The sequence below is a fragment of the Paraburkholderia unamae genome (assembly GCF_003096875.1).
In the GTDB taxonomy this organism is placed as follows: domain Bacteria; phylum Pseudomonadota; class Gammaproteobacteria; order Burkholderiales; family Burkholderiaceae; genus Paraburkholderia; species Paraburkholderia unamae.
Genome location: NZ_QEOB01000011.1, coordinates 213,659 through 235,861, shown reverse-complemented (window position 1 = coordinate 235,861; position 22,203 = coordinate 213,659). Strand labels below are relative to the sequence as shown.

Annotated in this window: 22 protein-coding genes; 11 read left to right on the top strand and 11 right to left on the bottom strand. The window is 66.0% G+C overall.

What is annotated here, in order from left to right; all coding sequences use genetic code 11:
* Positions 1 to 47: 47 nt before the first annotated feature.
* From C7402_RS23540 to C7402_RS23525, 4 genes are all read right to left on the bottom strand, one after another.
* Positions 48 to 971 (bottom strand): SMP-30/gluconolactonase/LRE family protein, encoded by a 924-nt coding sequence (locus C7402_RS23540; protein ID WP_116612337.1) that lies wholly within the window; start codon positions 969 to 971, stop codon positions 48 to 50.
* Between the two features lie 21 nt (positions 972 to 992).
* Positions 993 to 2,498: an MFS transporter gene (locus tag C7402_RS23535; protein ID WP_116612336.1), complete on the bottom strand. Its 1,506-nt coding sequence runs from the start codon at positions 2,496 to 2,498 to the stop codon at positions 993 to 995.
* Between the two features lie 98 nt (positions 2,499 to 2,596).
* Positions 2,597 to 3,298 carry an RraA family protein gene (locus C7402_RS23530; protein WP_116612335.1) on the bottom strand — a complete coding sequence of 234 codons (702 nt, stop codon included), beginning with the start codon at positions 3,296 to 3,298 and terminating at the stop codon, positions 2,597 to 2,599.
* Positions 3,295 to 4,287 carry a hydroxyacid dehydrogenase gene (locus tag C7402_RS23525; RefSeq protein WP_112174147.1) on the bottom strand — a complete coding sequence of 331 codons (993 nt, stop codon included), beginning with the start codon at positions 4,285 to 4,287 and terminating at the stop codon, positions 3,295 to 3,297. The genes C7402_RS23530 and C7402_RS23525 overlap by 4 nt, the downstream gene beginning before the upstream one ends.
* A 145-nt stretch (positions 4,288 to 4,432) precedes the next feature.
* Between C7402_RS23525 and C7402_RS23520 the strand changes: the two genes are divergently transcribed.
* A complete protein-coding gene (locus C7402_RS23520; protein ID WP_112174148.1) occupies positions 4,433 to 5,329 on the top strand; it encodes a LysR family transcriptional regulator in 897 nt (298 codons plus the stop codon).
* Here C7402_RS23520 and C7402_RS23515 read toward each other — a convergent pair whose 3' ends face one another.
* Positions 5,330 to 5,662 carry a BON domain-containing protein gene (locus C7402_RS23515; protein WP_244314912.1) on the bottom strand — a complete coding sequence of 111 codons (333 nt, stop codon included), beginning with the start codon at positions 5,660 to 5,662 and terminating at the stop codon, positions 5,330 to 5,332. It lies immediately after the preceding gene.
* A 28-nt stretch (positions 5,663 to 5,690) separates the two neighbouring features.
* The gene (locus C7402_RS23510) at positions 5,691 to 6,080 is read right to left on the bottom strand and encodes a BON domain-containing protein (RefSeq protein ID WP_116612333.1); all 390 of its coding nucleotides are present in this window, start codon (positions 6,078 to 6,080) and stop codon (positions 5,691 to 5,693) included.
* Positions 6,081 to 6,312: 232 nt separating this feature from the next.
* On the opposite strand from C7402_RS23510, the gene C7402_RS23505 reads away from it, so the two are divergent.
* Together C7402_RS23505 and C7402_RS23500 are read left to right on the top strand one after the other, a co-directional pair.
* Positions 6,313 to 7,062, top strand: coding sequence for a tetratricopeptide repeat protein (locus tag C7402_RS23505; RefSeq protein WP_112174151.1), 750 nt, complete (start codon positions 6,313 to 6,315; stop codon positions 7,060 to 7,062).
* Positions 7,063 to 7,124: 62 nt separating this feature from the next.
* On the top strand, positions 7,125 to 8,120 hold the full coding sequence (locus C7402_RS23500; RefSeq protein ID WP_116612332.1) for an alpha/beta hydrolase: 996 nt from the start codon (positions 7,125 to 7,127) through the stop codon (positions 8,118 to 8,120).
* Between the two features lie 428 nt (positions 8,121 to 8,548).
* Here C7402_RS23500 and C7402_RS23495 read toward each other — a convergent pair whose 3' ends face one another.
* Positions 8,549 to 9,496, bottom strand: a complete 948-nt coding sequence (locus tag C7402_RS23495) for a DMT family transporter (RefSeq protein ID WP_116612331.1) — start codon at positions 9,494 to 9,496, stop codon at positions 8,549 to 8,551.
* Positions 9,497 to 9,897: 401 nt separating this feature from the next.
* Between C7402_RS23495 and C7402_RS23490 the strand changes: the two genes are divergently transcribed.
* Genes C7402_RS23490 through C7402_RS23475 form a run of 4 tightly spaced genes read left to right on the top strand, consistent with a single transcriptional unit; the run spans position 9,898 to position 14,036 of the window.
* Positions 9,898 to 10,974 carry an LLM class flavin-dependent oxidoreductase gene (locus C7402_RS23490; protein WP_116612330.1) on the top strand — a complete coding sequence of 359 codons (1,077 nt, stop codon included), beginning with the start codon at positions 9,898 to 9,900 and terminating at the stop codon, positions 10,972 to 10,974.
* A gap of 43 nt (positions 10,975 to 11,017) precedes the next feature.
* Complete coding sequence (locus tag C7402_RS23485; protein WP_116612329.1) at positions 11,018 to 11,836, top strand: class II aldolase/adducin family protein; 819 nt, start codon at positions 11,018 to 11,020, stop codon at positions 11,834 to 11,836.
* Entirely contained in the window at positions 11,836 to 12,432 is a 597-nt protein-coding gene (locus tag C7402_RS23480) for a cysteine dioxygenase family protein (protein ID WP_112174156.1), read from the top strand. The genes C7402_RS23485 and C7402_RS23480 overlap by 1 nt, the downstream gene beginning before the upstream one ends.
* On the top strand, positions 12,429 to 14,036 hold the full coding sequence (locus C7402_RS23475) for a rhodanese-related sulfurtransferase (protein ID WP_116612328.1): 1,608 nt from the start codon (positions 12,429 to 12,431) through the stop codon (positions 14,034 to 14,036). Before C7402_RS23480 ends, C7402_RS23475 begins: the two co-directional genes overlap by 4 nt.
* A 26-nt stretch (positions 14,037 to 14,062) precedes the next feature.
* Here C7402_RS23475 and C7402_RS23470 read toward each other — a convergent pair whose 3' ends face one another.
* Entirely contained in the window at positions 14,063 to 14,974 is a 912-nt protein-coding gene (locus C7402_RS23470) for a LysR family transcriptional regulator (protein ID WP_112174158.1), read from the bottom strand.
* A 183-nt stretch (positions 14,975 to 15,157) separates the two neighbouring features.
* On the opposite strand from C7402_RS23470, the gene C7402_RS23465 reads away from it, so the two are divergent.
* Positions 15,158 to 16,087 carry an ABC transporter substrate-binding protein gene (locus C7402_RS23465; RefSeq protein WP_116612327.1) on the top strand — a complete coding sequence of 310 codons (930 nt, stop codon included), beginning with the start codon at positions 15,158 to 15,160 and terminating at the stop codon, positions 16,085 to 16,087.
* 165 nt (positions 16,088 to 16,252) lie between these two features.
* Positions 16,253 to 16,741: an NlpC/P60 family protein gene (locus C7402_RS23460; RefSeq protein ID WP_116612326.1), complete on the top strand. Its 489-nt coding sequence runs from the start codon at positions 16,253 to 16,255 to the stop codon at positions 16,739 to 16,741.
* A 71-nt stretch (positions 16,742 to 16,812) separates the two neighbouring features.
* Here C7402_RS23460 and C7402_RS23455 read toward each other — a convergent pair whose 3' ends face one another.
* The 3 genes from C7402_RS23455 to C7402_RS23445 form a co-directional block, all read right to left on the bottom strand.
* On the bottom strand, positions 16,813 to 17,610 hold the full coding sequence (locus C7402_RS23455; protein WP_425273800.1) for a polysaccharide deacetylase family protein: 798 nt from the start codon (positions 17,608 to 17,610) through the stop codon (positions 16,813 to 16,815).
* 29 nt (positions 17,611 to 17,639) lie between these two features.
* Positions 17,640 to 18,758 carry a glycosyltransferase family 4 protein gene (locus C7402_RS23450; RefSeq protein ID WP_116612324.1) on the bottom strand — a complete coding sequence of 373 codons (1,119 nt, stop codon included), beginning with the start codon at positions 18,756 to 18,758 and terminating at the stop codon, positions 17,640 to 17,642.
* A 644-nt stretch (positions 18,759 to 19,402) separates the two neighbouring features.
* Positions 19,403 to 19,744: a hypothetical protein gene (locus tag C7402_RS23445; RefSeq protein WP_116612323.1), complete on the bottom strand. Its 342-nt coding sequence runs from the start codon at positions 19,742 to 19,744 to the stop codon at positions 19,403 to 19,405.
* Between the two features lie 418 nt (positions 19,745 to 20,162).
* Here C7402_RS23445 and hpnJ point away from each other — a divergent pair, with 418 nt between their 5' ends.
* Both hpnJ and C7402_RS23435 read left to right on the top strand, forming a co-directional pair.
* A complete protein-coding gene (hpnJ, locus tag C7402_RS23440) occupies positions 20,163 to 21,584 on the top strand; it encodes a hopanoid biosynthesis associated radical SAM protein HpnJ (protein ID WP_116612322.1) in 1,422 nt (473 codons plus the stop codon).
* Positions 21,585 to 21,823: 239 nt separating this feature from the next.
* The gene (locus C7402_RS23435; RefSeq protein WP_116612321.1) at positions 21,824 to 22,201 is read left to right on the top strand and encodes a hypothetical protein; all 378 of its coding nucleotides are present in this window, start codon (positions 21,824 to 21,826) and stop codon (positions 22,199 to 22,201) included.
* Positions 22,202 to 22,203 lie beyond the last annotated feature (2 nt).

Sequence of the window (22,203 nt, the reverse complement as noted above, 5' to 3'; positions counted from 1 at the left end):
AATGCGAGGTCGGTGCGCCGGGCGGCGCGAATGACGGGCAGCGGTGTTCAGGCGATGAGCGGCAACGCCATGCCCGGCTGGCCGACGTCCGCCACGAGCACGCTGCCGCTCTTCGATTCGGTGATGAACAGTTGCCGCCGCTGCGCGCCGCCGAAGGCGAGATTGGTCACGGTCTCGCCCGCGCACGACTTCACGCGCGCGATGCATTCGCCGTTGGGTGCGAACACGAACACGTGCCCGAGCGAAGCATGCGCGACATACAGATTGCCGGCCTCGTCCATCGCCAGGCCGTCGGGACCGCTCGTACCGAACAGCGAGCAGAAACGCCCCACCTTCGCGGTGCCGCCGCTCGCGAGCAGCGGCACGCGCCACACCGCGTTGTCGCGCGTCATGGCGACGTACAGCACGCGCCCGGACGGGTCGAGCACGAGGCCGTTCGGGCTCACGCCGTTCGAAAGCAGACAGTCGAGGCGGCCGTCGGCGGCGAGCCGGTACACGCGGCCCGTGGGGTCTTGCAGGCCCGTTTGCCCCTGGTCCGTGAAATAGATGTCGCCATTGGCGGCGATCGCCAGATCGTTGCAGCCCTTGAACGATTCGCCGTTGCGCGACACGAGGAGCGGCGCCACGCGCCCGGTTTCGGGATCGAACTGCATGATGCCGTTGCGATAGTCGGCAATCAGGATGCGGCCGTCCGGGTGGAACTTCAGGCCGTTCGGCTCGCCGTCGTACTGCGCGACGAGCGACCAGTCACCCTCTTTGCCAATACGAAAGATCCGGCCAAACGGAATATCCACCACATACAAACGCCCTTGCGCGTCGAACGACGGCCCTTCCAGGAAGCTGTCGACGGGCTGGCCCGCCTTGTTGGCGTTGGCCCACGCCGATGCGACGCCGGTCTGTCGATAATGCGCCGGCATGGCGGAAAACACGCGCGTTTCAATGAGTCGCGGCGGTTGGTCGAGATAGAACATGACGTACCCTTGTGCTTCCTGCTATGCGGAGATCTGTTCGAGGCTGAGGCCGCGCGAGCGCGGGCCGAAGAAGCCAATCGTCAGGACGACTACGCACATCGACCCCGCGATCAGCGAGAACACCCCCACCACGCCCATATGCCGCAGGAAGAATCCGATGAGAAAACCCGAGAGCATGGCGCTGATGCGGCTCGCCGAATACACGAGCCCGATGGCGCGCGCCCGCATGCGGGTCGGGAAGAGTTCGGCCTGATAGGTGCGATACGAGAACGTCATGCAGTTGCCCGCCAGCGTCATGAGCAGGCCCATCGCCACCAGCAGGGCGGGATCGCGCTGCTGCGCGAAGATCACGCCGAGCACGGCCATGGCGGCGGCCGAACCGACGATCAGCCATTTGCGTTCGACGCGGTCGGCGATCAGCATGGAAAGCAGCGGCCCGATCGGGCTCGCGATGGCGATGAGAAACGAATACCAGAGGCTGTGCGTGAGCGTCACGCCCTTTTCCGCCAGCAAGGTGGGCACCCAGCTCGCGAAACCGTAGTACCCGATCGACTGGAAGAAGTTGAACACCAGCAGCATGACGGTGCGGCTGCGATAACGCTCGCTCCACGGGCCGTCGTTCGGCTCCGCCGATGTCGTTGCGTGCGCAACGTTCTGCTTGGCTGCATTGTCCGCATTGGCTGCGACCGGCAGCGGTTTGCCCGTGGCGCGCTCGATACGGCGCTCAAGCCGCGTGACGATCGCCTCGGCTTCGGCCATGCGGCCGTGCTGGATCAGCCAGCGCGGGCTTTCGGGCAGGCCAAGGCGGATCAGCCAGACGAACACCGCGCCCGAGCAGCCGATCCACACCACCCAACGCCAGCCGTCGTGGCCGAACGGCGCGATCGGCACCAGTTGCCACGAAAGGAAGGCAATGGTCGGAATCGACGTGTACTGGATCGCCTGGACGAACGCGAACGCGCGGCCACGCAGGCGGGCGGGCACGAACTCGGAAACATAGGCGTCGATGGTCACGAGCTCCGCGCCCACGCCGATACCCGCGACCACGCGCCAGAACACGACCCAAACGGGATCGCTTTGCAGCGACATCATCACGGCGGCGAACGTGTAGCACAGCAGCGCCCCCACGAACACACGGCGGCGCCCCAGCCGGTCGGCGACGAAGGCCACGCCGATCGTGCCGATGAAAAGCCCGAGAAAGAGCGCCGCGACGAAGGCACCCAGGCCGCCCAGATCGAACAGCGACGCCGTCGTTTTCGTGAAAATGCCCGCCTTCACGAGCCCCGGCGCGATGTAGGCGGTGAGGAACATGTCATAGATCTCGAACCAGCCGCCCAGCGCGAGCGCGGCGATCAAGAGCCATACGGGGGCGCTCGGCGGCAGGCGGTCGAGGCGCGCCGAGATCTGGCGCGCGTGCGCTTCGGGGGCCAGCGCGGCGGGCGTCAAGGCGTGCGGCGCGAGCGCCGCGCCGTCGTGCGTTGCGCCCGCCACGGCGTGCGCTTCGGCAGTGCTGGAAAAGGGATGCATGGCCTCGTCTCCTGATTGTTGTGCTGGCGATGCCGCCGCGGCCTGGGCGGCATCGGCGGCGTGTGCCGCGCGAAGGGTTCGTGCGTGCGCCGGCGGCCTTACACCGGGCAGCCCTTCTTGCGCAGCAGCGCGTTGAAGCGCTCCGGGTCGGCCGAGCCTGCCGCGTTGCTCGCGCGGATCGCGGCTTCCTTGTCGGCGTGGGCGCGCACGAGCGGCAGCAGCGCGTCGAGCCGGTCCACCGGCACGGCGATCACGCCGTCCGCGTCGCCCATCACCAGATCGCCGGGATTCACGACGAGCCCCGCGCAGGCGACCGGCACGTTCACCTCGCCGGGGCCCTCCTTGCTCGGCCCGCGAAACGTGTGGCCGCGCGCGTAGACCGGAATCACGCCCTCGGCCCACTCCGCCAGATCGCGGATCGCGCCGTCCACCACGAAGCCGCCAATCTTCTTCGCGAGCGCCGACGTGCGCATGAGGCCGCCGATCAGCGCCTGGGTCAGGTCGCCGCCGCCGTCGATCACGATCACGTCGCCGGGCTGCGCGAGCTCGATGGCCTTGTGGATCATCATGTTGTCGCCCGGACGCACACGCACCGTGAGCGCCGGGCCGCACATCGTGAGCGAGACCGAGTGGTGATAGGCGGTGAGGCCCATCGCGCCGATGCTGCGGCCGAGGCAGTCGCCCGCGTGCGCGACGGGCACCTCGCGAAACGCCTCGACCTGCGCGGCCGTGGGCAGCGACGCGCGTTGACCGACGAAGAAGCCTGCGGGCCAGCCGGCCCGATCCTGCGGGATGTTCATGCGATGACCTTTTTCTCTGAGTGAAGGGCGCCGGGATTCACGCAGCTCGCCGCGTCCACGGCCTCGCCGCGCAGATAGCGCAAACAGGTTTCGGCGGCGCTCACGGCGACGGCGTCGAGCGCGTCGGGCGTCGAGCCGCCCACATGCGGCGTGAGCACCACGTTCGGCAGCGCGGCCAGCGGATCGTCCGCGCCGAGCGGCTCGTGGCAAAACGTGTCGAGACCCGCGGCGGCGAGCTTGCCGCTTTGCAGCGCCGCCACGAGCGCGGCCTCGTCGATCAGCTCGCCGCGCGCCGTGTTCACGACGATCGCGCCGTCGGGCAGCCGCGCGATGGCCTGCGCGTCGAGCAGGTTGCGCGTGTGTGCGTTGACGGGGCAATGCAGGCTCAGCACGTCGGCTTGCGCGAGCAGCGCGTCGATGGAGCGTTCGAGCGTCACGAACGGCTGCGCGGCGGCCTGCGTGGCCACAGGATCGAATGCGCGCACCGTCATGCCGAGCGCGTGCGCGATCGCCGCGACGCGCCGCCCGATCTGGCCGTAGCCGACGAGCCCGAGCGTGCGGCCATGCAACTGCCGCCCGTCGCCCGTGCGGGTCCAGCGGCCCGCGCGCAGTTCGCTGTCGTAGAAGTTGACCTTGCGCGCCGCGCCGAGCATGAGCGCGAGCGTCAGCTCCGCCACGGAGTGCGTGTTGGTGCCGGGCGTCGTGAAAACCGGAATGCCGTGCCGCGTGGCGGCTTCGACGTCGATGTTCGTCACGCCCACGCCGTGCTTGCAAATGACGCGCAGCGACGGGCAGCTCGCGATCGCCGCGCCGGAAAGCTCGACGGTGCGCGAGATCACGGCGTCGATGGGTTGTGTCGCGAGAATGCGGGCGACCTGGGCGGCGTCCTGCGCGTCGTCGATATAGACGACTTCGCACTGCGCGGCCGCCAGCACGCGCTGCCCGGCCTGCGCGAGACGCGGCGCCGTGACGAGAATACGGTGGGACATCGGTGTCTCCTTCTGTCTGCATGAAGCTTCACGACATTGTTGACACCTCGACTCATAATGTCTATTTTCGTTTTTTCATCTTTCCATTCCTGGTGGTTATGAATTTCAGCGACCGCCCGAACGTCTGCCGGAGCCGCCCGTGGTCATGAATTTGCAGGTGCGCGACCTGATGTACTTCGCGAAAGTCGCCGAACTGGGGCACCTGGGGCGGGCGTCGCAGGCGCTGCACATCACGCAGCCCGCGCTCTCGAAGTGCATCGACCGGCTGGAAGAGAACTACGGCGCCGCGCTGTTCGAGCGCAGCGGGCGCGGCATTCGCCTGACCGACGCGGGCCGCCTGCTCCAGGAGCGCGTGCGTCTCGTCGAACGCACGCTCGACGAGACGCAGCGCGAAATCGCCTCGCTGGGGGTGGGGCTCGCGGGTCTCGTCAAGATCGGCGCGGCGGCCACCATCGCCGAGTTCATCATGCCCACGGTGTGCCGGGCGTTGCAGGAGGAAGCGCCGGCGGTGGTCGTCGAATTGCAGATCGGCATGAACGACGTGTTGCAGGACGCGCTGCGCAAGCGGCTGCTCGACGTGGTGATCGGCCCGCTCGGCAGCCACGACGAAGCGCTGGTGCAGATCCCGATCGTGGCCGACGACGTCGTGGTCGCGGCGAGCGCCACGCACCCGCTCGCGGGCAAGCACGCGACGCTCGAAGCGATGTCGCGCTATGGCTGGGTGCTGCCCGCGCAGTCGGTGGCGACGCGTCAGTGGCTCGAACACGCGTTCGCCTCGCGCGGACTGCCGTTGCCGCGCGCGGCCGTGATGACGAGTTCGATTGCCGCCGTGCCGCGCCTGATCGCCGAAACGGGTTTGCTGAGCTTCATTTCGCGGCGCAATCTGGAAGCGGGCCGCTTCACGCCCGCGCTGGTCGAACTGCCGAATCCCGACACGACGATGACGCGCCAGTTCGGCGTCGTGCATCGCAACGACGGCTATCTGTCGCCTGCCGCGCGGCGGATCATCGATATCGTGCGCGAGCAGAACGCGCCCCGCTGATCAACGGCCGCTGCCGTGCCCCGCCCGCAGCACGAGGCCGTTCGATACCGAGCGCACGCCGTTGACCGAACCGGCGACATCGGCGGCCCGGCTGATCTGCGAGCGCTGCGGCACCCAGCCTGTCAACGTCACGACGCCGTTGCGCGCCTGAACGTGAATGCTCGATGCGTTCAGCCCCTGGGTGCGCGCGAAGGCGTGGCGGACGTCGCGAACCAGTTCGTTATCGGGCCTGCTTGCGGGGATACCTGCGGGCGTGCCTCCGTACGCCGCGCACGTTGCGATGGCAACGATCAATACCGCGCGCATGGCCTGTTTCAGCAGAGTATGTCTCACGCTTCCTCCCACGCCGCTCGCGATTCGCTCAGTTGCCCGCTTCGTCTTTCTTTTTCTCGGTCAAGCGGTTTTGCACGCCCGTGACGCCATGCACGGATCGGGCCGCATTGGCCGCGCGCGAGATCTGCCAGGTCTCGGGCACCGATCCGGTGAGCGTGACCACGCCCAGGTGCGCCGTAATGCGGATACCCGAGTCGTCCATCTCCGGCACCCGGCCGAGCGCGCGGCGAACGTCGCGAATGAGCGCGCTGTCGGACCGGCTTCGAGGCGGCGACGACGAAGCCGCCACCGTTTGCATGCCTGCGCCCGTTTGTGCACCCGCTTGTGCGCCCGTTTGCGCGATCGCACTGGACGCCCCGCCCGCGATGGCCGCAATCAACATCGCGCCGACCACGCTGCCCGCTACGCTTACGTTCATGACGCCTCCTTCGGGGACCGTCAACCGAACACCCCGCTTGCGCAAGGCTAGCAGATTGAATCCGCATCGACACGCACGCTGCACCCGCCGTTTCACGAAGCCGTGATGCAATGCGGTGCAGCCGCCCTGCCATCGCGCCGCCGCGCAGCCCGGCGCGCTCTGCTGTCACAATTGCGTTCAGCAGTTACGCTGATGGACCGCTGCAAACGTATCGTCATGGAGCATCCCACTTATGCGCATCTTTGGAATTAGCCTGTCCGTCATCATCGCCGTGTTTTTCGCCGTGCATGCCGTGCGCACGCAGCAGAACATGTACTGGATGCTGATCCTGTTCCTGTTTCCCGGCCTTGGCAGCCTGGTCTATTTCTTCGTCATCTACTTGCCGACCCTGCGCCAGTCGCGCGGCGCGCGGGCGACGTCGAAGGCGATCTCGCAGTTCGTCGATCCCAACCGGGCCGTGCGCGAAGCGCGCATGGACTTCGATAGCGCGCCCACCGTCGCGCATCGCATGCGGCTGGCCGCGGCACTGCTCGAAGCCGGCGACGCCGCCGAAGCCCTGACGCACTACCAGGCCGCGGTGAGCGGGCCGTTCGCGTCGGATCCGGCCTTGCTCGAAGGGCTCGCGCACGCGCAGTTCGCCAACGGCGATGCCGCGTCCGCGCGGGACACGCTGGAAAAGCTGTTCGCCGTACGCGCGATCGCCCGCGAGGAACCGGCGCCGGCCTTGCTGTATGCGCAGGCCCAGGCCGCGACGGGCGCGCCGGGCACGCGCGCCGCCTTCGAAGTGGCGCTCGCCAACGCGAGCGACGCCGCGCCGCGTTGCCTCTACGCCGACTGGCTGACAACACAGCCCGGCGACGCCGACCGCCAGCGCGCGCGTGAGCTCTACGCCGAGATCGTGCATGACGCCCGGCACTGGCCGCGCCACGCGCGCGAGCACAACCGGAAGTGGCTGCAACGGGCCCAGGCCGCTCTCGGTTGACGGACCACGGCGCGCGTCGCATCAAATGACGCGCGTTGAATTCTCTTTTTCCGATTCAAACCATGAAAGACAAAATCGACGGCGTAACGCTGCCCAGCCGTATCGTCCCGTTTCCGGATTCGATCAGCGAAGCGGCGCAAACCGCCTTGCGCCGGCTCGTGGATGAGCAAGGGGTTCCGCTCAATTCGCGCCACGTCATGCCCGCGCTCGACGATGTCGACGCATGGATGCAGGTCAAGGCGAACGCCAGCGCCCACTACGCCGCCGCGCTCGAACCCCTCGCGCGACAGTTGCGCGCCAGCGTGGAAACCGTTCAGGTGGGACACGCGGTGGTCCATATCGCGACACCCGTGGACCCGCTCTCCGAGGACTGCGCCTATATCGACCTGCATGGCGGCGCGCTGGTGTTCGGCGGGGGCGCCGCGTGCCGCGTCGGCGCGCAGATGCAGGCCGACCGGTTGCGCATTCGCTGCTACGGCGTGGACTACCGCATGCCGCCCGAACACCCGTATCCCGCCGCGCTCGACGACTGCATGGCGGTCTGGTCGCACGTGCTCGGGCAATACGCGCCGGAAAACGTCGTCGTAGGCGGGCGCTCGGCGGGCGGCAATCTCGCCGCGGCCATGACGCTGCGCGCGCGCGACGCGGGCTTGCCGCTGCCCGCCGCGCTCGTGCTGCTCTCGCCGGAAGTGGACCTCACCGAGTCCGGCGACAGCTTCCAGACCAACCAGTGGGTGGACGTCGTGCTACCCGGCTCGCTCATGGCGAACAATCTGCTCTACGCCAACGGGGCCGATCTGGCGCACCCGTGGCTCTCGCCGCTGTTTGCCGACTTCTCCAAGGGGTTTCCTCCCACCTTCCTGCAAAGCGGCACTCGGGATCTTTTCCTCTCCAACACGGTGCGCCTGCATCGCGCGTTGCGCCGTGCGCGCATTCCCGTCGAACTTCACGTGTTCGAAGCGATGCCGCATGGCGGCTTCATGGGCGCGCCCGAAGATCGAGAGTTGAGCGAAGAGATCGAGCGCTTCGTGCGACAGCATATGTGGGCATTGCGCTAACGGCATGGCATGAGACGGGGCCGGGCGTGGCCCCATGATTTGCGGCGCGGCTGGGTCTTGTTGCATGGCGCGGACCTGCCTATCTTGACGTGGAACCTCAACGTTTCCCGACAGCGCCCGATATGTTTCGAACGCTCTTCCAGCACGGCGATCGCTTGCGCGCTCGCGCTCTACCGCCACGCCCTGGTCGCACGACCTTGCGCATTGGAGCCTTCGCGGGTGCCGCTGTGACGGTGTTATTAGCGGCCCTGGCCGTTGCGTACGCTCCGGCCAGCGCGCGCGCCAACCTCGCGCGCTGCGTCGCTTCGCTGGCGGACGATGCTGCTGCCAATACGAAGAACGCGGAGATTAAACCGCACCAATTGACATCGCGCGCCATCGAACGTTGCCTCGATTGATGACGGCGCAGCGATGCGTCGATTCAAAAACTACCTGTCCGGTGAGTCTTCACAAGCGTTCTGCTCACGCGCTTGACGAGGCGGAATCGTCATGGCCGCAACCCCGGCGACCACGCATCCCAAACCGAGCCACGCCGAAGCGGACAACGATTCACCGAGCACCGTCATGCTGATCGCGACACCAATGGGAACGCGCAAATAAGCCTGCGCCGTGGTGCCCACCGAACCCAGCGATTGCACGAGCCGGAAATAGATGACGAACGCGATTGCCGTCGAGAAAATCGTCAGCGCCACGAGCGCAAGGAGCGATTGCGGCGAAGGATGCAGCGTCCACGGACGATCGACGACAAGACTGGCGGGCACCAGCAACGCCGCGCCGACGATCAGGGAACCGGCGGCCGGTGCGGCGGGCGAGAGCCCTTTGAAGGCGCGCCCGTAGATCGCCGCGCCCGCGTAGCAAACCGTCGCCGCGACGATCGCCAGTTGCGCGACGAGCTGCCGCCCAAGCCCTTCGAACGCGCTGAAGCCAACGACCATGCAAATGCCCGCCAGCCCCGCGACGACGCCGAACAGATTTCGAGGCGTCAAGGGTTCATGGCGCGTAATGAGCCAGGTGCCGAGAAACGCGAGTACCGGTGATGCGGAATTGAGAATGGTGGCCAAACCCGCTTCCACCGAGCGCTCCGCCCACGCGATGAGCGTGAACGGCACGACGCTGTTCAACAACGCCTGGACGAAAAAGCGCCGCCAGACAGCGAGATCGCGTGGCATGGAAATCCGCTGGATTCGCATCCATAGCAGCAGGATTGAACCGGCGATCAGTGTTCTTGCCGCGATCAACGTGAGCGGCGGAATCGTCGCGACGCCGATTCTAATGAACGTATAGGAAGCACCCCACAACGTGGAGAGTGCGATGAGAAGCAGCAGATCCGGCACGGCGCGCTGGCCGTGGGCACTTGCGGGCTGGACTTGAGACACTCGGGACAATTCGCTTTCGCCGTTTGGGGGACGGAATTCATCCGGTCGCAGACCGGTTGCATGAGCGCATTGTGCGGGTGCGTTCCCATCGAATGCTTCCGTGTGGCCCGAAATATGGAATGACGACGAGCGGCCCGATCGATTCCGCTTCATTGCCTGAGAAGCCAACATAGCGCCGGGAACCGGCGCGGTATGGCTGCACGCGGCCTTGACAGTTAGTTGCAGTAGCAGGCGAGCAACGCGGCCCTTTGCAACTTCGCGCATCATGCGCCCCTTGAATGTTTATACGCATTCAATATTTAAGATTCGCATGCCCCGGTGCTAGTCTTTTCCGATCGAACCCCGCCCGGAAATCCACCACGTCCAGCACGGCGCCGCCCGCCGTTCTACAGGGAGCCAGCATGAGCATCGAATTCATCGGCATGATCCAGCAGCGCAAGCAATCGGAGACGCATCCCGCCACCGGCCCGGCGATCGACGTCGATTACGTGCGCGACTTCGCCCAGGCGCACGAGCACGCGGGCTTCGACCGCATTCTCGTGCCGCACAGCTCGGTCAGCCCCGACGCCACGCTCACCATCGCCTACGCCGCGAGCGTGACCTCGCGCGTGAATTTCATGCTGGCGCATCGCCCTGGGTTCGTCGCGCCCACGCTCGCCGCGCGTCAGCTCGCAACGCTCGATCACTTCTCGGGCGGCCGCCTCGCCGTGCACTTCATCTCGGGCGGCAGCGACACCGACCAGCGGCGCGACGGCGACTATCTCTCTCACGACGAACGCTACGCGCGCACCGACGAGTATCTGCACGTGCTCAAGCGCGTGTGGACCGAAGCGAAGCCGTTCGATCACGAAGGCCGCTTCTATCGTTTCGAGCAAGCCTGGTCGGAAGTCAAGCCGCGCCAGCAGCCGCATGTGCCGATCTACTTCGGCGGCGCATCCGAGGCGGCGATCGCGGTAGCGGGCAAGCACGCCGATGTCTATGCGCTCTGGGGCGAGTCGAAGCAAGGCGTCGCCGACCTGATCGGCCGCGTGCGCGCCGAAGCCGCGAAGCACGGCCGCAACGTGCGCTTCTCCGTTTCGTTCCGGCCGATTCTCGCGGACACCGAAAAGGCCGCATGGGAGCGCGCCGAACACATCCTCGAACAGACGCGGCGCCTGCGCGCCGAGCAAGGCGTGGACAAGGGCGGCCCGCTGGAAAGCGAAGGCGCGCGACGCCTGCTTGCCGCCTCCGGCGACGGCGTGCGCGCCGACGATCGCCTGTGGACCGCCGTTGCGAAGGAGATCGGCGGCCGCTCGAACTCGACCGCGCTCGTCGGCACGCCCGCGCAGGTCGCCCAAACGCTCGCCGAATATCACGCGCTGGGCGTCACCACGTTCCTGATTCGCGGCTTCGATCCGCTCGAAGATGCGGTCGATTACGGCCGCACGCTGATCCCCGCCACGCGCGAACTCACGGCGCGCGTGCGCGCCGCCGCGTGAACCGTCGCGTGAACCGTATTGAACAGGACTCCGGAGGACTGACATGAGCGCCACCGCCAACGCCAACCCCGTCGCCGCCGACCCGCGGCACGCGCCCGTTCGCAAGTTCTGGTTCGACGACGAAAGCGCCCCGGCGCGCACGTTCGACGAAGAACGCCGCCATCGCCAAGAGCGGCTTGCGGGCGCGTTCCGCCTTTTCGCGCGCTACGGTTTCGACCAGGGACTCGCCGGGCACATCACCGCGCGCGACCCCGAATGGCCCGATCACTTCTGGGTCAATCCGCTCGGGCTGCATTTCGGCGGCATGCGAGTTTCCGACCTGCTGCTCGTGAATCGCCACGGCGAAATCGTCGTGGGCGACGGCCCCGTGAATCAGGCCGCGTTCGCGATCCATGCGGCGCTTCATGAAGCGCGCCCCGATGTCGTCGCGGCCGCGCACACGCATTCGCTCTATGGCAAAGCCTGGTCCACGCTCGGCCGCACGCTCGACCCGCTCACGCAGGACGCCTGCGCGTTTTACGAAGACCATGCGCTATTCGACGACTTCCGCGGCGTCGTGCTCGACACCGGCGAAGGCGCGCGCATTGCCCAGGCGCTCGGCGAACGCAAGGCCGTGATCCTCAAGAACCACGGCATCCTCACGGCCGGACCGAGCGTCGAGGCAGCCGCATGGTGGTACATCGCGCTGGACAATGCCTGCCATGCGCAACTGCTTGCCGAAGCGGCGGGCCAGCCGCAACCCATTGCCCACGACATCGCCGCGCTCACCCACACCCAGGTGGGCCGCCCCGCGGGCGCGCGCCATGCGTTCGAGAGCCTGTACGCGGGCCTCGTGGCACGCGAACCGGAGTTGCTCGACTGATGGCCATTCACAAGCTGCGCCGCTTTGTCGGCACGATTGCGGCGCTCGTCGAAGCGGCGCCGCGCGAACCCGAACTGATCGAACATGGCCTCGCGGCGCTGCGCGAACTTGTGCGCGACGACGACTGGCTGCCCGACGCCTACGCCGCACCGTCGCCCGAGCGCTATCGGCAGTATCTGCTGCATGCGGACTCGCGCGAGCGCTTCTCGGTGGTCAGCTTCGTGTGGGGACCCGGCCAGCAAACGCCGGTTCACGATCACACCGTATGGGGCTTGATCGGCGTGCTGCGCGGCGCGGAATACGCACAGCCCTACACGCGCGACGCCGCCGGTGCGTTGCGCGCGCACGGTCCCGAAGTGCGGCTCGAACGCGGCGAAGTCGAAGCGGTGTCGCCAACGCTCGGCGACATTCACCGCGTGCGCAACGCCTACGACGATCGCGTGTCGGTCAGCATCCACGTTTATGGCGCGAACATCGGCGCCGTGCGGCGCTCCACGTACGCCACGGACGGCGCGCCCAAGCCCTTTATCTCTGGCTACTCGAACGACGTTCTCCCGAATCTCTGGGATCTCAGCAAGGACCCTGTCGCCTCATGAAGTCATTCCCCCTGCGCTCGTACCAGGACGTGCGCGACGCCCTCCTCGCCCGCCGCGAGATCGCGCTGCTCGACGTGCGCGAAGAAGATCCGCACGCGCAGAGCCACCCGCTTTTCGCCGCCAACCTGCCGCTCGGAAAGATCGAGCTGGAAGCCTGGACCCGGCTGCCGCGCCGCGGCGTGCCGATCGTGCTGCTCGACAACGGCGAAGGCTTCGCGCAGCGCGCGGCCGAAAAACTCGAAGCGCTCGGCTATACCGATGTCTCGCTGCTCGAAGGCGGCCTCGCGGGCTGGGTTCGCGCGGGCGGCGAGGTGTTTCGCGACGTCAACGTGCCGAGCAAGGCATTCGGCGAATTCGTGGAGTCCGAACGCCACACCCCGTCGCTCTCCGCTGAAGCCGTCGGCTCGCTGCTCGCGAGCGACGAGCGTGTGGTGGTGCTCGACGCCCGCCGCTACGACGAATACCAGACCATGAACATACCCGGCAGCGTGAGCGTGCCGGGCGCGGAACTCGTGCTGCGCGCCCGCGCGCTCTCCCCCGACCCCACGACGCGCGTGATCGTGAACTGCGCGGGGCGCACGCGCAGCATCATCGGCGCGCAGTCGCTCGTCAACGCGGGCCTGCCGAACCCGGTGGCGGCGCTGCGTAACGGCACGATCGGCTGGACGCTGGCGGGCCAGACGCTCGAACACGGCAGCGCGCGCCAGTTCGAACCGCAAGCGGGCCGCGACGACGCCTCGCTCGCGCAATCGCATGAGGCAGCGCGCGCGCTCGCCGGACGCGCGGGCGTGAGGCGCACGACGCTGGAGGAAGCCGCGCGGTGGGCGGCCGACGCATCGCGCACGACGTATCGTTTCGACGTGCGCACACCGGCCGAATACGAGCACGCCCATGCGCCGGGCTTCCAGGGTGCGCCGGGTGGCCAGCTCGTTCAGGAAACCGAAATGTTCGCCCCGGTGCGCGGCGCGCGCGTGGTGCTCTACGACGACGACGGCGTGCGTGCGAACATGACCGCCTCATGGCTTGCGCAGATGAACATCGACGTGTCCGTCGTAGACGAAGCGCGCACCGCCGATCTCACCGAAACGGGAAGCTGGCGGGCGCCGAAGCCCACGCCCGCGAGTATCGCCTCGATCACGCCCGAGGCGCTCGCCGTGCGGCTTGCCGAGGCCGGAAACGACACCGTCGTGCTCGATTTCACGTCCAGCGCGAATCACCTGAAGGCGCACATTCCCGGCGCGTGGTGGGCGCTGCGCTCGCATCTCGCGCCCGGTTTCGACGATCTGCGCGCACTGCCCGACGCGAAGCGTTACGTGGTCACCTGCATGACGAACGCGCTCGCGCCGTTCGCCGCGCCCGAAATCGCGGCGCTCACGGGCAAACCGGTGGAAGTGCTGGAAGGCGGTACGGCGGCGTGGCAACGCGCGGGCCTGCCCGTCGAGCGCGGCGACGCTCAACTGGCCTCGCCGCGCATCGACCGCTATCGACGCCCCTATGAGGGCACCGACAATGCGCGCGAAGCGATGAACGCCTACCTCGAATGGGAGTACGGCCTCGTCGCCCAGCTCGGGCGTGACGGCACGCATGGGTTCTTCGTGATCTGAGCGAAGCGCGCGCCTGGCCGCGCCGCTCAGGCGGCGCGCGCGAGCCGTGCCGCCTTGAAGCTTCGCGCGATGCTCTGCGCGAGCACGGCGAGCGCCGACTCCATCTTGCCGATGGCCCGCGAGCGCACGATCCACACCGCGATCTCGGGCTTGAAGTCACTCAACGGCACGATGTCCAGAGACGCGGCGTGAGCGCTCGCCGCCACGAGCGGTTGCGGCACGAGCCCGAGGCCCACGCCGTCCGCCACGAGGCCGAGTTGCAACTCGGCGCCAAGCGTTTCCAGATTCAGCTTGAGCACGTGGCCCTGCGCCGCGAGCGCGTGCTGAAGCCCCGCCCGAAAACCGCAGCCGTCCGGATTGAGCACCCAGCCGAGCGACTGGCATTCGGCAAGCGTATGCGCGCGGCGCTTGAGCCGCCCCTTTTGCGCGACCACGGCAAGCTTGAGCGAGCCGAGCGATTCGCCCGCGAGCGTCGGCGGCAACGCGCGATTGGCGGGCAACAGCACCACGGCGGCGTCCAGTTCGCCGTCCTCCACCTTCTGCAAGAGCGGCGCGCCCCATCCCGTGCTCACGCGCGCTTGCAGTTCGGGATGCGCGTGACGCAGCGCCTGCAACGCGTCGAGCATCGCCATGTCGGCCACGGTTTGCGCGACGCCCAAACGCAGCACGCCGGCGAGCGGCGCGCCGTCGTTCACGAGTTGCCGAAGCGCGTCGATCTCGCGCACGATCGCCCGGCACTGGTCATAAACGGCGCGGCCCATCGGCGTCGTGCGCATGGGCTTGGTGTTGCGGTCGAGCAGTTCCACGCCCAGCGCCTCCTCGAAGTTCTGGATGCGCCGCGTCACGGCCGGCTGGGTCAGTTCGAGCCGCTCGGCCGCCTGGCTCAGCGACTCGCTGCGCACGACGGCGACGAACGCTTCGATCTCGTCGAGTTTCATGGTGTATTCCCGTTGGCGTGAGCGCGTAGCTTAGCGTCATTTCCGGGCTGCCCTCAAGCATTGCCCTTCGCATTTATCCATTTGCCGCACGCATATTTGCATAGAAGAACAATGCGTTTGCCTTATGAAGACGCGCTACGTATCGTGTGCCTTTTGTCGCACGCATTATTCGAGGACCTTATCATGCGCCGTGCTTATGCCAGTCTGCTCATCGCGCTCGCCGCGGCCCTGCCGTTCGGCGCTTTCGCCACCACGCTCAAGGTCGGCGACCAGCAACTCCAGACACGCGGCGTTCTAGAAGCATCGGGCCAGTTGAAGGATGTGCCCTACCAGATCGAATGGTTCAACTTTCCGGCCGCGCAGCCGCTTGGCGAAGCGCTCAACGCGGGCGCCATCGACGTGGGCGGCCTCGGCGACGCGCCGCTCATCTTCGCGTACGCGGCCGGTGCGCGTATTCGCGCGGTCTCGGCCACGCGCTCGACGCCCGTCGATCTCGCGATCGTGGTGCCCGCTGCGTCGCCGATCCGCAGCGCCGCCGACCTCAAGGGCCGGCGCATCGCCACGACACGTGGCTCGATCGGCCACTACCTGGCGGTGGCGACGCTCGAGCGCGCGAACCTCAAACTCAGCGACGTGAACTGGTCCTACATGCAGCCCGTGGACGCGCGCGCCGCGCTCGCTTCCGGCAGCGTGGACGCGTGGTCCACATGGGACCCGTATGTGGCGCTGACGGAGGCGAGCGAACATGCGCGCAGCGTCGCGAACGGCGTGGGCGTTTCGTCGGGTTTGAGCTTCGAGGCGGCCACCGACACGGCGATCCGCGACAAGCGCGCGGAACTGGCCGATTTCCTGCGCCGCGTCGCGGCGGGCCAGCGCTGGGCGCTCTCGCATCCCGACGAAGTCGCGGCCATCCAGTCGCGCGTGACCGGCCTGCCGGCCGACGTGCTCAAGACGGTTTATCAGCGCGCACAACTGCACCCCGTTGCGATCGACGACAACCTGATCGCCGAGCAGCAGCGCACCGCCGACCTTTACCTGCGCGCCAATGTGATCAAGACGCGCCTGAATGTCACGCCGAGCTTCGACAAGCAGTTCTCGTCCGCCACGCCTTGATTCATTTCGTCTGAAGTGTCGGATTGCGGCTATTTTCCGCTATCAAAAATCCCGTCGAATCCACTGTTCGAACAATCATGCTGCTGGATTTCGAATCGAAAAATAACTAGATTATTCACATCGAGGTTTTAAAACGCGAGCGACAATGTGACGGGGAGATTCAGCATGGATACCACATCGGAACGTGATCGAATCGGCAACAACAGAGAAAGGATCGCGAAAAAAGCGCAGGACCTCCTCGTCAAACTCAAGGAATCAAAGTATCTCCATGGCGGCAAAAGCGAAACCGCCTTCGATTGCTCGTACTTTGTCTACCTCGTCTTCAGTGACGTGTTTTCGGACTACAAATACATGGACTCCGACGCCATCGTCAGTTCGCCGTTGTTTGCCATATCGCAGACTCCGAAAGTGGGGGACGTTATTTATTTCCCTGCCGGCGAAGTTCCGTACACCCACAAAACCGCCGATGCTCACGTGGGGATCGTTCTCGATCAACAGTACTGGTGCGGTCGCCAAACGCATGGCGGCCTGGCCATGGTCAGCTTCAATAACCCGTGGTGGGGCTCGCGCAAACATCAGTTCTATAGCTTCAAACGATTCGACGCGTCGCACGCGATCAACTCGGCCGGCTATATGAGGAAATATTTCGCGTAATCGCCATGCACGCCAAAACGCGTTCGCCCTGGCTCGCGCGCACCTGCCACGTTACCACCGCCGCTTCGCCGCTATCGCTTGATGCGCAGATACGCGCGGCTGATCGCGGGCCGCGTATGCACCCAGAGCCGTGAAGCCAGCCACGACACCGGCCGGTCGCGCACTTCGAGCCGCGAGATCGAACGCGCTGCGCCCGCCTCACGCCGCGGATAGTTCGGCCCGACCTCGCACGTATAGAGATGCCGAAAACCGGCTTGCTGCGCGGCGCTCAGGTAGTCGTCGTCGTAATAGCCTTGCGGCCAGCACAGATGATCGGACGCCCCGCCAAGCCGCGCTTGCAGCACCTCGCGCGATTCGGCCAGGTCGGCCGCGAGGCGCTCGCGCTTTTCCTGCGCGCTGGTCGTGACCTTGTCCCACCGCACGTGGCTGTGCGTATGGCTATGAAATTCGAACGTGCCCGCCGCGCGCATGGCGTCGATTTCCGACCAGCGCAGAATCGCGCTGTCGGCCGAGCCGTTTTCAATGGCCGCTTCGCCCGCGTGATGATCGAGCAGAGGCGGCAACGCGCCGCCCGATCCGGCGTGCGCGCGCGTGGCGCCCTCGCCTGGCCAGCTCGTCACGAGAAAGCACAGCGCGCTGAGCCCATGCGCCTTGAGCACCGGGTGCGCATGAACCCAGTTGTCGAGATAGCCGTCGTCGAACGTGATCATGACGGACTTCTGCGGCAGCGGCTCGCCCGCGAACCATGCCGCAAGCTGCTCACTGCCGATGGTCCGGTAGCCGGCCTTCGCGAGCCACGCCATTTGCGCGGCGAAGTGCGAGGGCGAAACCGTGATCATGCCTGGCGACGTGCTGATGTGGTGATACATGAGCACCGGGACAACCCTGGCGCTGCGGCTCACGTAGCCGCCCCCCGCCAGCGGGCCGGCGAGAGCCGCTGCGCTTCGAGCCCGCGACGGTAAAAGTCGACGGTCTCGTTCGCCATGTTCTCCACCGTGAACTGGCCGTCGGTCTTGACGAGCCCCGCCGCGCCAAAGCGCTGGCGCAGCGTCGCGTCGTCAACGAGCCGCGCAATGGCGTCGCGCAGCGCCTCGACGTCTTTTGCCGGTACGAGCAGACCGTTCACGCCGTCGTCGATCAGCTCGGGCACGCCGTCCACGCGCGTGCCGATCACGGGCAGGCCCACGGCCATCGCTTCGATGAACGCCTGGCCGAGCGCCTCCTGATGCGTGGGCAGCACAAACAGATCGCAGCTACGCAGGATGTTGTTGACGTCCTTGCGAAAGCCCAGCATGTGGATGCGATGCGCGAGGCCGAGCCCGGCGATCATGGCCTGAAGGCGGCCGAATTCCGCGCCGTCGCCCACGATCACCACATGCAGATGCGGGCGTTCGTTCATCAGCGGGCGCACGGCCGCAATCAGCTCGTCGTGACCTTTCTTGCCGCGCAGAATCGCCACGATGCCCGCGATCACGGCGTCCGGCCCAAGCCCGAGTTCGTCGCGCAGCGTCGTGTGAGCAAGCGGCTCGGGCTTGACGATGCCGTCGTAAATCGTTTCCACGCGGCCTTCGTGCACGCCCGCGGAAATCAGGTAATCGCGCACATAGCGGCTCACCGCCACGACCCGGTGCGGAAAGCGGTTATAGGTGGCAAGCGACGTGATCGGCAACGCGAGATGGCGCGTGCGCACGATGAGCGGCGTACCCGCCAGGCGCCCGGCCATGCCCGCCACGAGGCTGTCGTGACCGCTGTGCGTATTCAGGATATCGAAGCGACCGCGCACGAGAATCGAGCGGATCTGGAACATCGAGCGCACGTCGAAGCCCGAGCGAATGCGCGCATGATGCACGGCGAAGCCTTCGGCCCGTGCGCGCGTGCCGAGCACCGCGTCGGACGGGCAAACGAGTTCGATGTGATGACCGAGCGCGCGCAGCGCGATCATCTCCTTCAACGTGCGAACTTCCTGACCACCCCACCCCCGCGACGACTCGCTGTGGAGAATACTTAACACCTTCATGTCCTGCCGGCCTCCCTGGCAACGTAGCGATCAACGGATGTGGGGTTCGTAATTTTCTGTAATATTGACTTCGGACCGATCCCGACTGCCGACTGCATCAGCCGTAATGTACGCGAAACCAGCCCCGGCGCGGCCCGATGGGCCGCAAGAATTTATGCGTTAACGGCAAAGTCACGCCGTTCGTTGACATATTTGTTTCTATTTTTTACAGAATCATTCACGGCGGCGCAACATCCCCCGCCCGCCTGCCGCCGCACACGTTTGCGGCCGGCCTGGGGCCGCCTTGGGCCCCGCTTGGGCCCGTCTGGCGGTCGGTTTGCGCCCATCTGGCTGCCGGCACCGGAGCGGCAAGTCTGCGCGCCGCCCGTGCGGACTGACAATGGAGAGATTCCCTTGCTGAGGCGGGCCGCCAGGCGGCATGTCCGGGGCGGCCGGGAACGCGATCGCCAGCGTCCTGGAAAGGTCCGGGCTATCGCCCTGATCCGCCACGTTGGCGTCGATGGACAAACGCGACCCGCCTGGCTCCTGCGAGAGGTTCGGCCGAGCGCCATTTGACGGTGGCCGCGGGCGGATTCGGCGCGGGAGTGTCTGCCGCGACGCTCGCGGCCCGCTTCACCGCACCGGCGAGGCCCTTGCAGAAAAGTTCAGGCGTCCGCGTCCAGTGTCACGCCGGCGCCACGAATCACCTGCATGCACGCGAGCGTGTCGCCCACAGCGGCGGTCGCCTGCTCCGCGAGCCTGCGCGCACGCGAGGATCTTTCGGCGCTCGCCATCAACGATTCGAGCACGTCCGAGTCAGCGAACCCGTGATCCGCCGCCGCCCCGAGCACGGCGTCGAGAACGCGGCGGGCCGCCACCCTCGCGTCGATCGGCGCGAGCGGCGCGCGGTAGGCAAGAAAGCCTGCCATGAGCAAGAATTCCGCCGGGCTGATGCAGCGGCCGTCGCCAACCGGCACGCCTTCCGTATTGCCGCGATCCAGCGCCATGCCACACCTCCTGCAACGGATTCCCCGAAAATATAGTACAGAACGCATCGGTCATACCGATGAACTCGTCGCGGCTTGCGAATCGCTGCCGTGGCATCCTTTTAAGTGCACGCTTCGATACGCGATACGGTGACATCGCGCTACCCCGGCATCCGGATTCCAGGGCAACTCCCGCCAATTTTTTCGCAGTCCAGAAAACCCAAGTCGTAGTATTCTTGATCCGCCGTCGGCTCCCGGAAACCCGTCACGACCCGCATCCCCACACATTCACAAAAAGGGACGGCACCCGGCGCCGCTATCCAGCAACTGTCATGTTTTTGAAGGCTTCGAGACAACTCACGAACATCGCCGTTTTCCGGCGAGTCCCCATGGGTGGCTGATCTCTCGCCCACGCGGACTATTTTCTTCGAGGGCATACATGAAAACGTTGTTTCTCCAGGCACCTTCGTATGAAGGGTTCGATGGTGGAGCGGGTTCGCGCTTCCAGACCAAGCGCGAGATTCGGTCATTCTGGTATCCCACGTGGCTCGTGCAGCCCGCCGCACTCGTTGCCGGCAGCCGCGTCGTGGATGCGCCCGCAGACAGCCTCTCGCTGGATACGACGCTCGACATCGCACAGGATTACGAACTGGTTTTCATTCACACCAGCTCGCCGTCATTCCAGAGCGATGTGCAGTTCGCGGAGCACTTGAAGCGCCGCAAGCCCTCCATCCTCATCGGCATGATCGGCGCGAAAGTGGCTGTCGATCCGCACGGCTCGCTCACCGCAAGCAACGCGCTCGATTTCGTGTGCCGTGAAGAATTCGATTTCACCTGTCTCGAGATTTCGCAGGGCCGCCCGTTCGAATCGATTCTCGGCCTGAGCTATCGCCTGCCCGATGGCGGGATCATGCATAACGACGCGCGGCCCATTCTGGAAGACATGGACCAGTTGCCGTTCGTCGCGCCCGTCTACAAGCGCGACCTCACGTCGGACCATTATTTCAGCGGCTACCTCAAGCACCCGTATCTGTCGCTCTACACGGGACGCGGCTGCAAATCCCGGTGCACCTTCTGCCTCTGGCCGCATACCGTGGGCGGCCATCGCTATCGCACGCGCTCGGTCGAAAACGTCCTCGAAGAAGTCAAATGGATCCGGGACAACATGCCCGAGATCAAGGAGATCATGTTCGACGACGACACCTTCACGGATCTGCGGCCACGAGCCGAGGAAATCGCCCGTGGCCTTGGCAAACTGGGCGTGACCTGGTCATGCAACGCCAAGGCGAATGTGCCTTACTCGACCCTCAAGGTGATGAAAGACAACGGGCTGCGGCTGCTGCTCGTGGGTTACGAATCGGGCGACGACCAGATCCTCGTCAACGTCAAGAAAGGACTGCGTACCGATATGGCGCGCCAGTTCAGTGAAGACTGCCGCAAGCTCGGCATCAAGATCCACGGCACGTTCATCCTCGGCCTGCCTGGCGAGACGCACGAAACGATACAGAAAACCATTCAGTACGCGAAGGAGATCAATCCGCACACGATCCAGGTCTCGTTGGCCGCGCCCTATCCCGGCACCGTGCTCCACAAGCAGGCGATGGAAAACGGCTGGCTCAACGACGGCAAGGTCATCACCCTGGTCAATTCGGCGGGCACCCAGGCTTCCACCATCGGTTATCCGCACCTGTCGCGCGAAGAGATTTACCTTGGCGTCGAGGAGTTCTACAAGCGCTTTTATTTCCGGCCCACGAAAATCTGGGAAATCGTGCGCGAGATGCTGGTGAGTTGGGAAATGATGAGACGGCGCCTCCAGGAAGGCGTGGAATTCTTCCGCTATCTTCGCGCACGCAAGGTGTGAGACTGCTTTTGAGGCGTGCGCGCACGCCCTGGCGCCGGGCCTGACGCTCGTCGGGTCCGGCCGCGCCATGCCCGAACCCCATTCGGGCGTTCTTTCTATGCTCTGATTAATCGGCACGTAAGAATGACATTCTAGAATTCGAAAAGCCGAGTCGATCTGAGTCGATCACGTAGCCTGCGCAGTTTCTCCTCCCAATCGCATTAGCGTTCTCAACGGCGAATCCGCCCAGGGAGATTTCCGTGCACGTCCCGCTCAAGTCTTTGCGGGGTTTTGCCATCCCGCGCCTGTGTCCCAATATCCCCGAAAAGAAGGCCGACACGCTCATTGCGACCGTGCTTGCGGCCGTGCTGTGCCTTGGCAGCTGTGATGCCTTTGCCGCCGCCTGCGACCAGGAAGCGGCGGTGCTGTGTTCGTCGGGCAATCCACGTTGTCTTGAGGACGCGGCCAGATCGGTGCAGCAGGCCATCAAGGACTGCGACACCCCGGAAGGAAAGATGCAGAACGCCGGGCTGTGGCTGGCCACCCCCGACTTCTTCGACGGGGAGCCTCATGAGCACGTTTTCTGGCGCTGCGTTGCGCGACTGTGCGAATCGCCCGCGCAGCAAGCCGTCAAATAGAT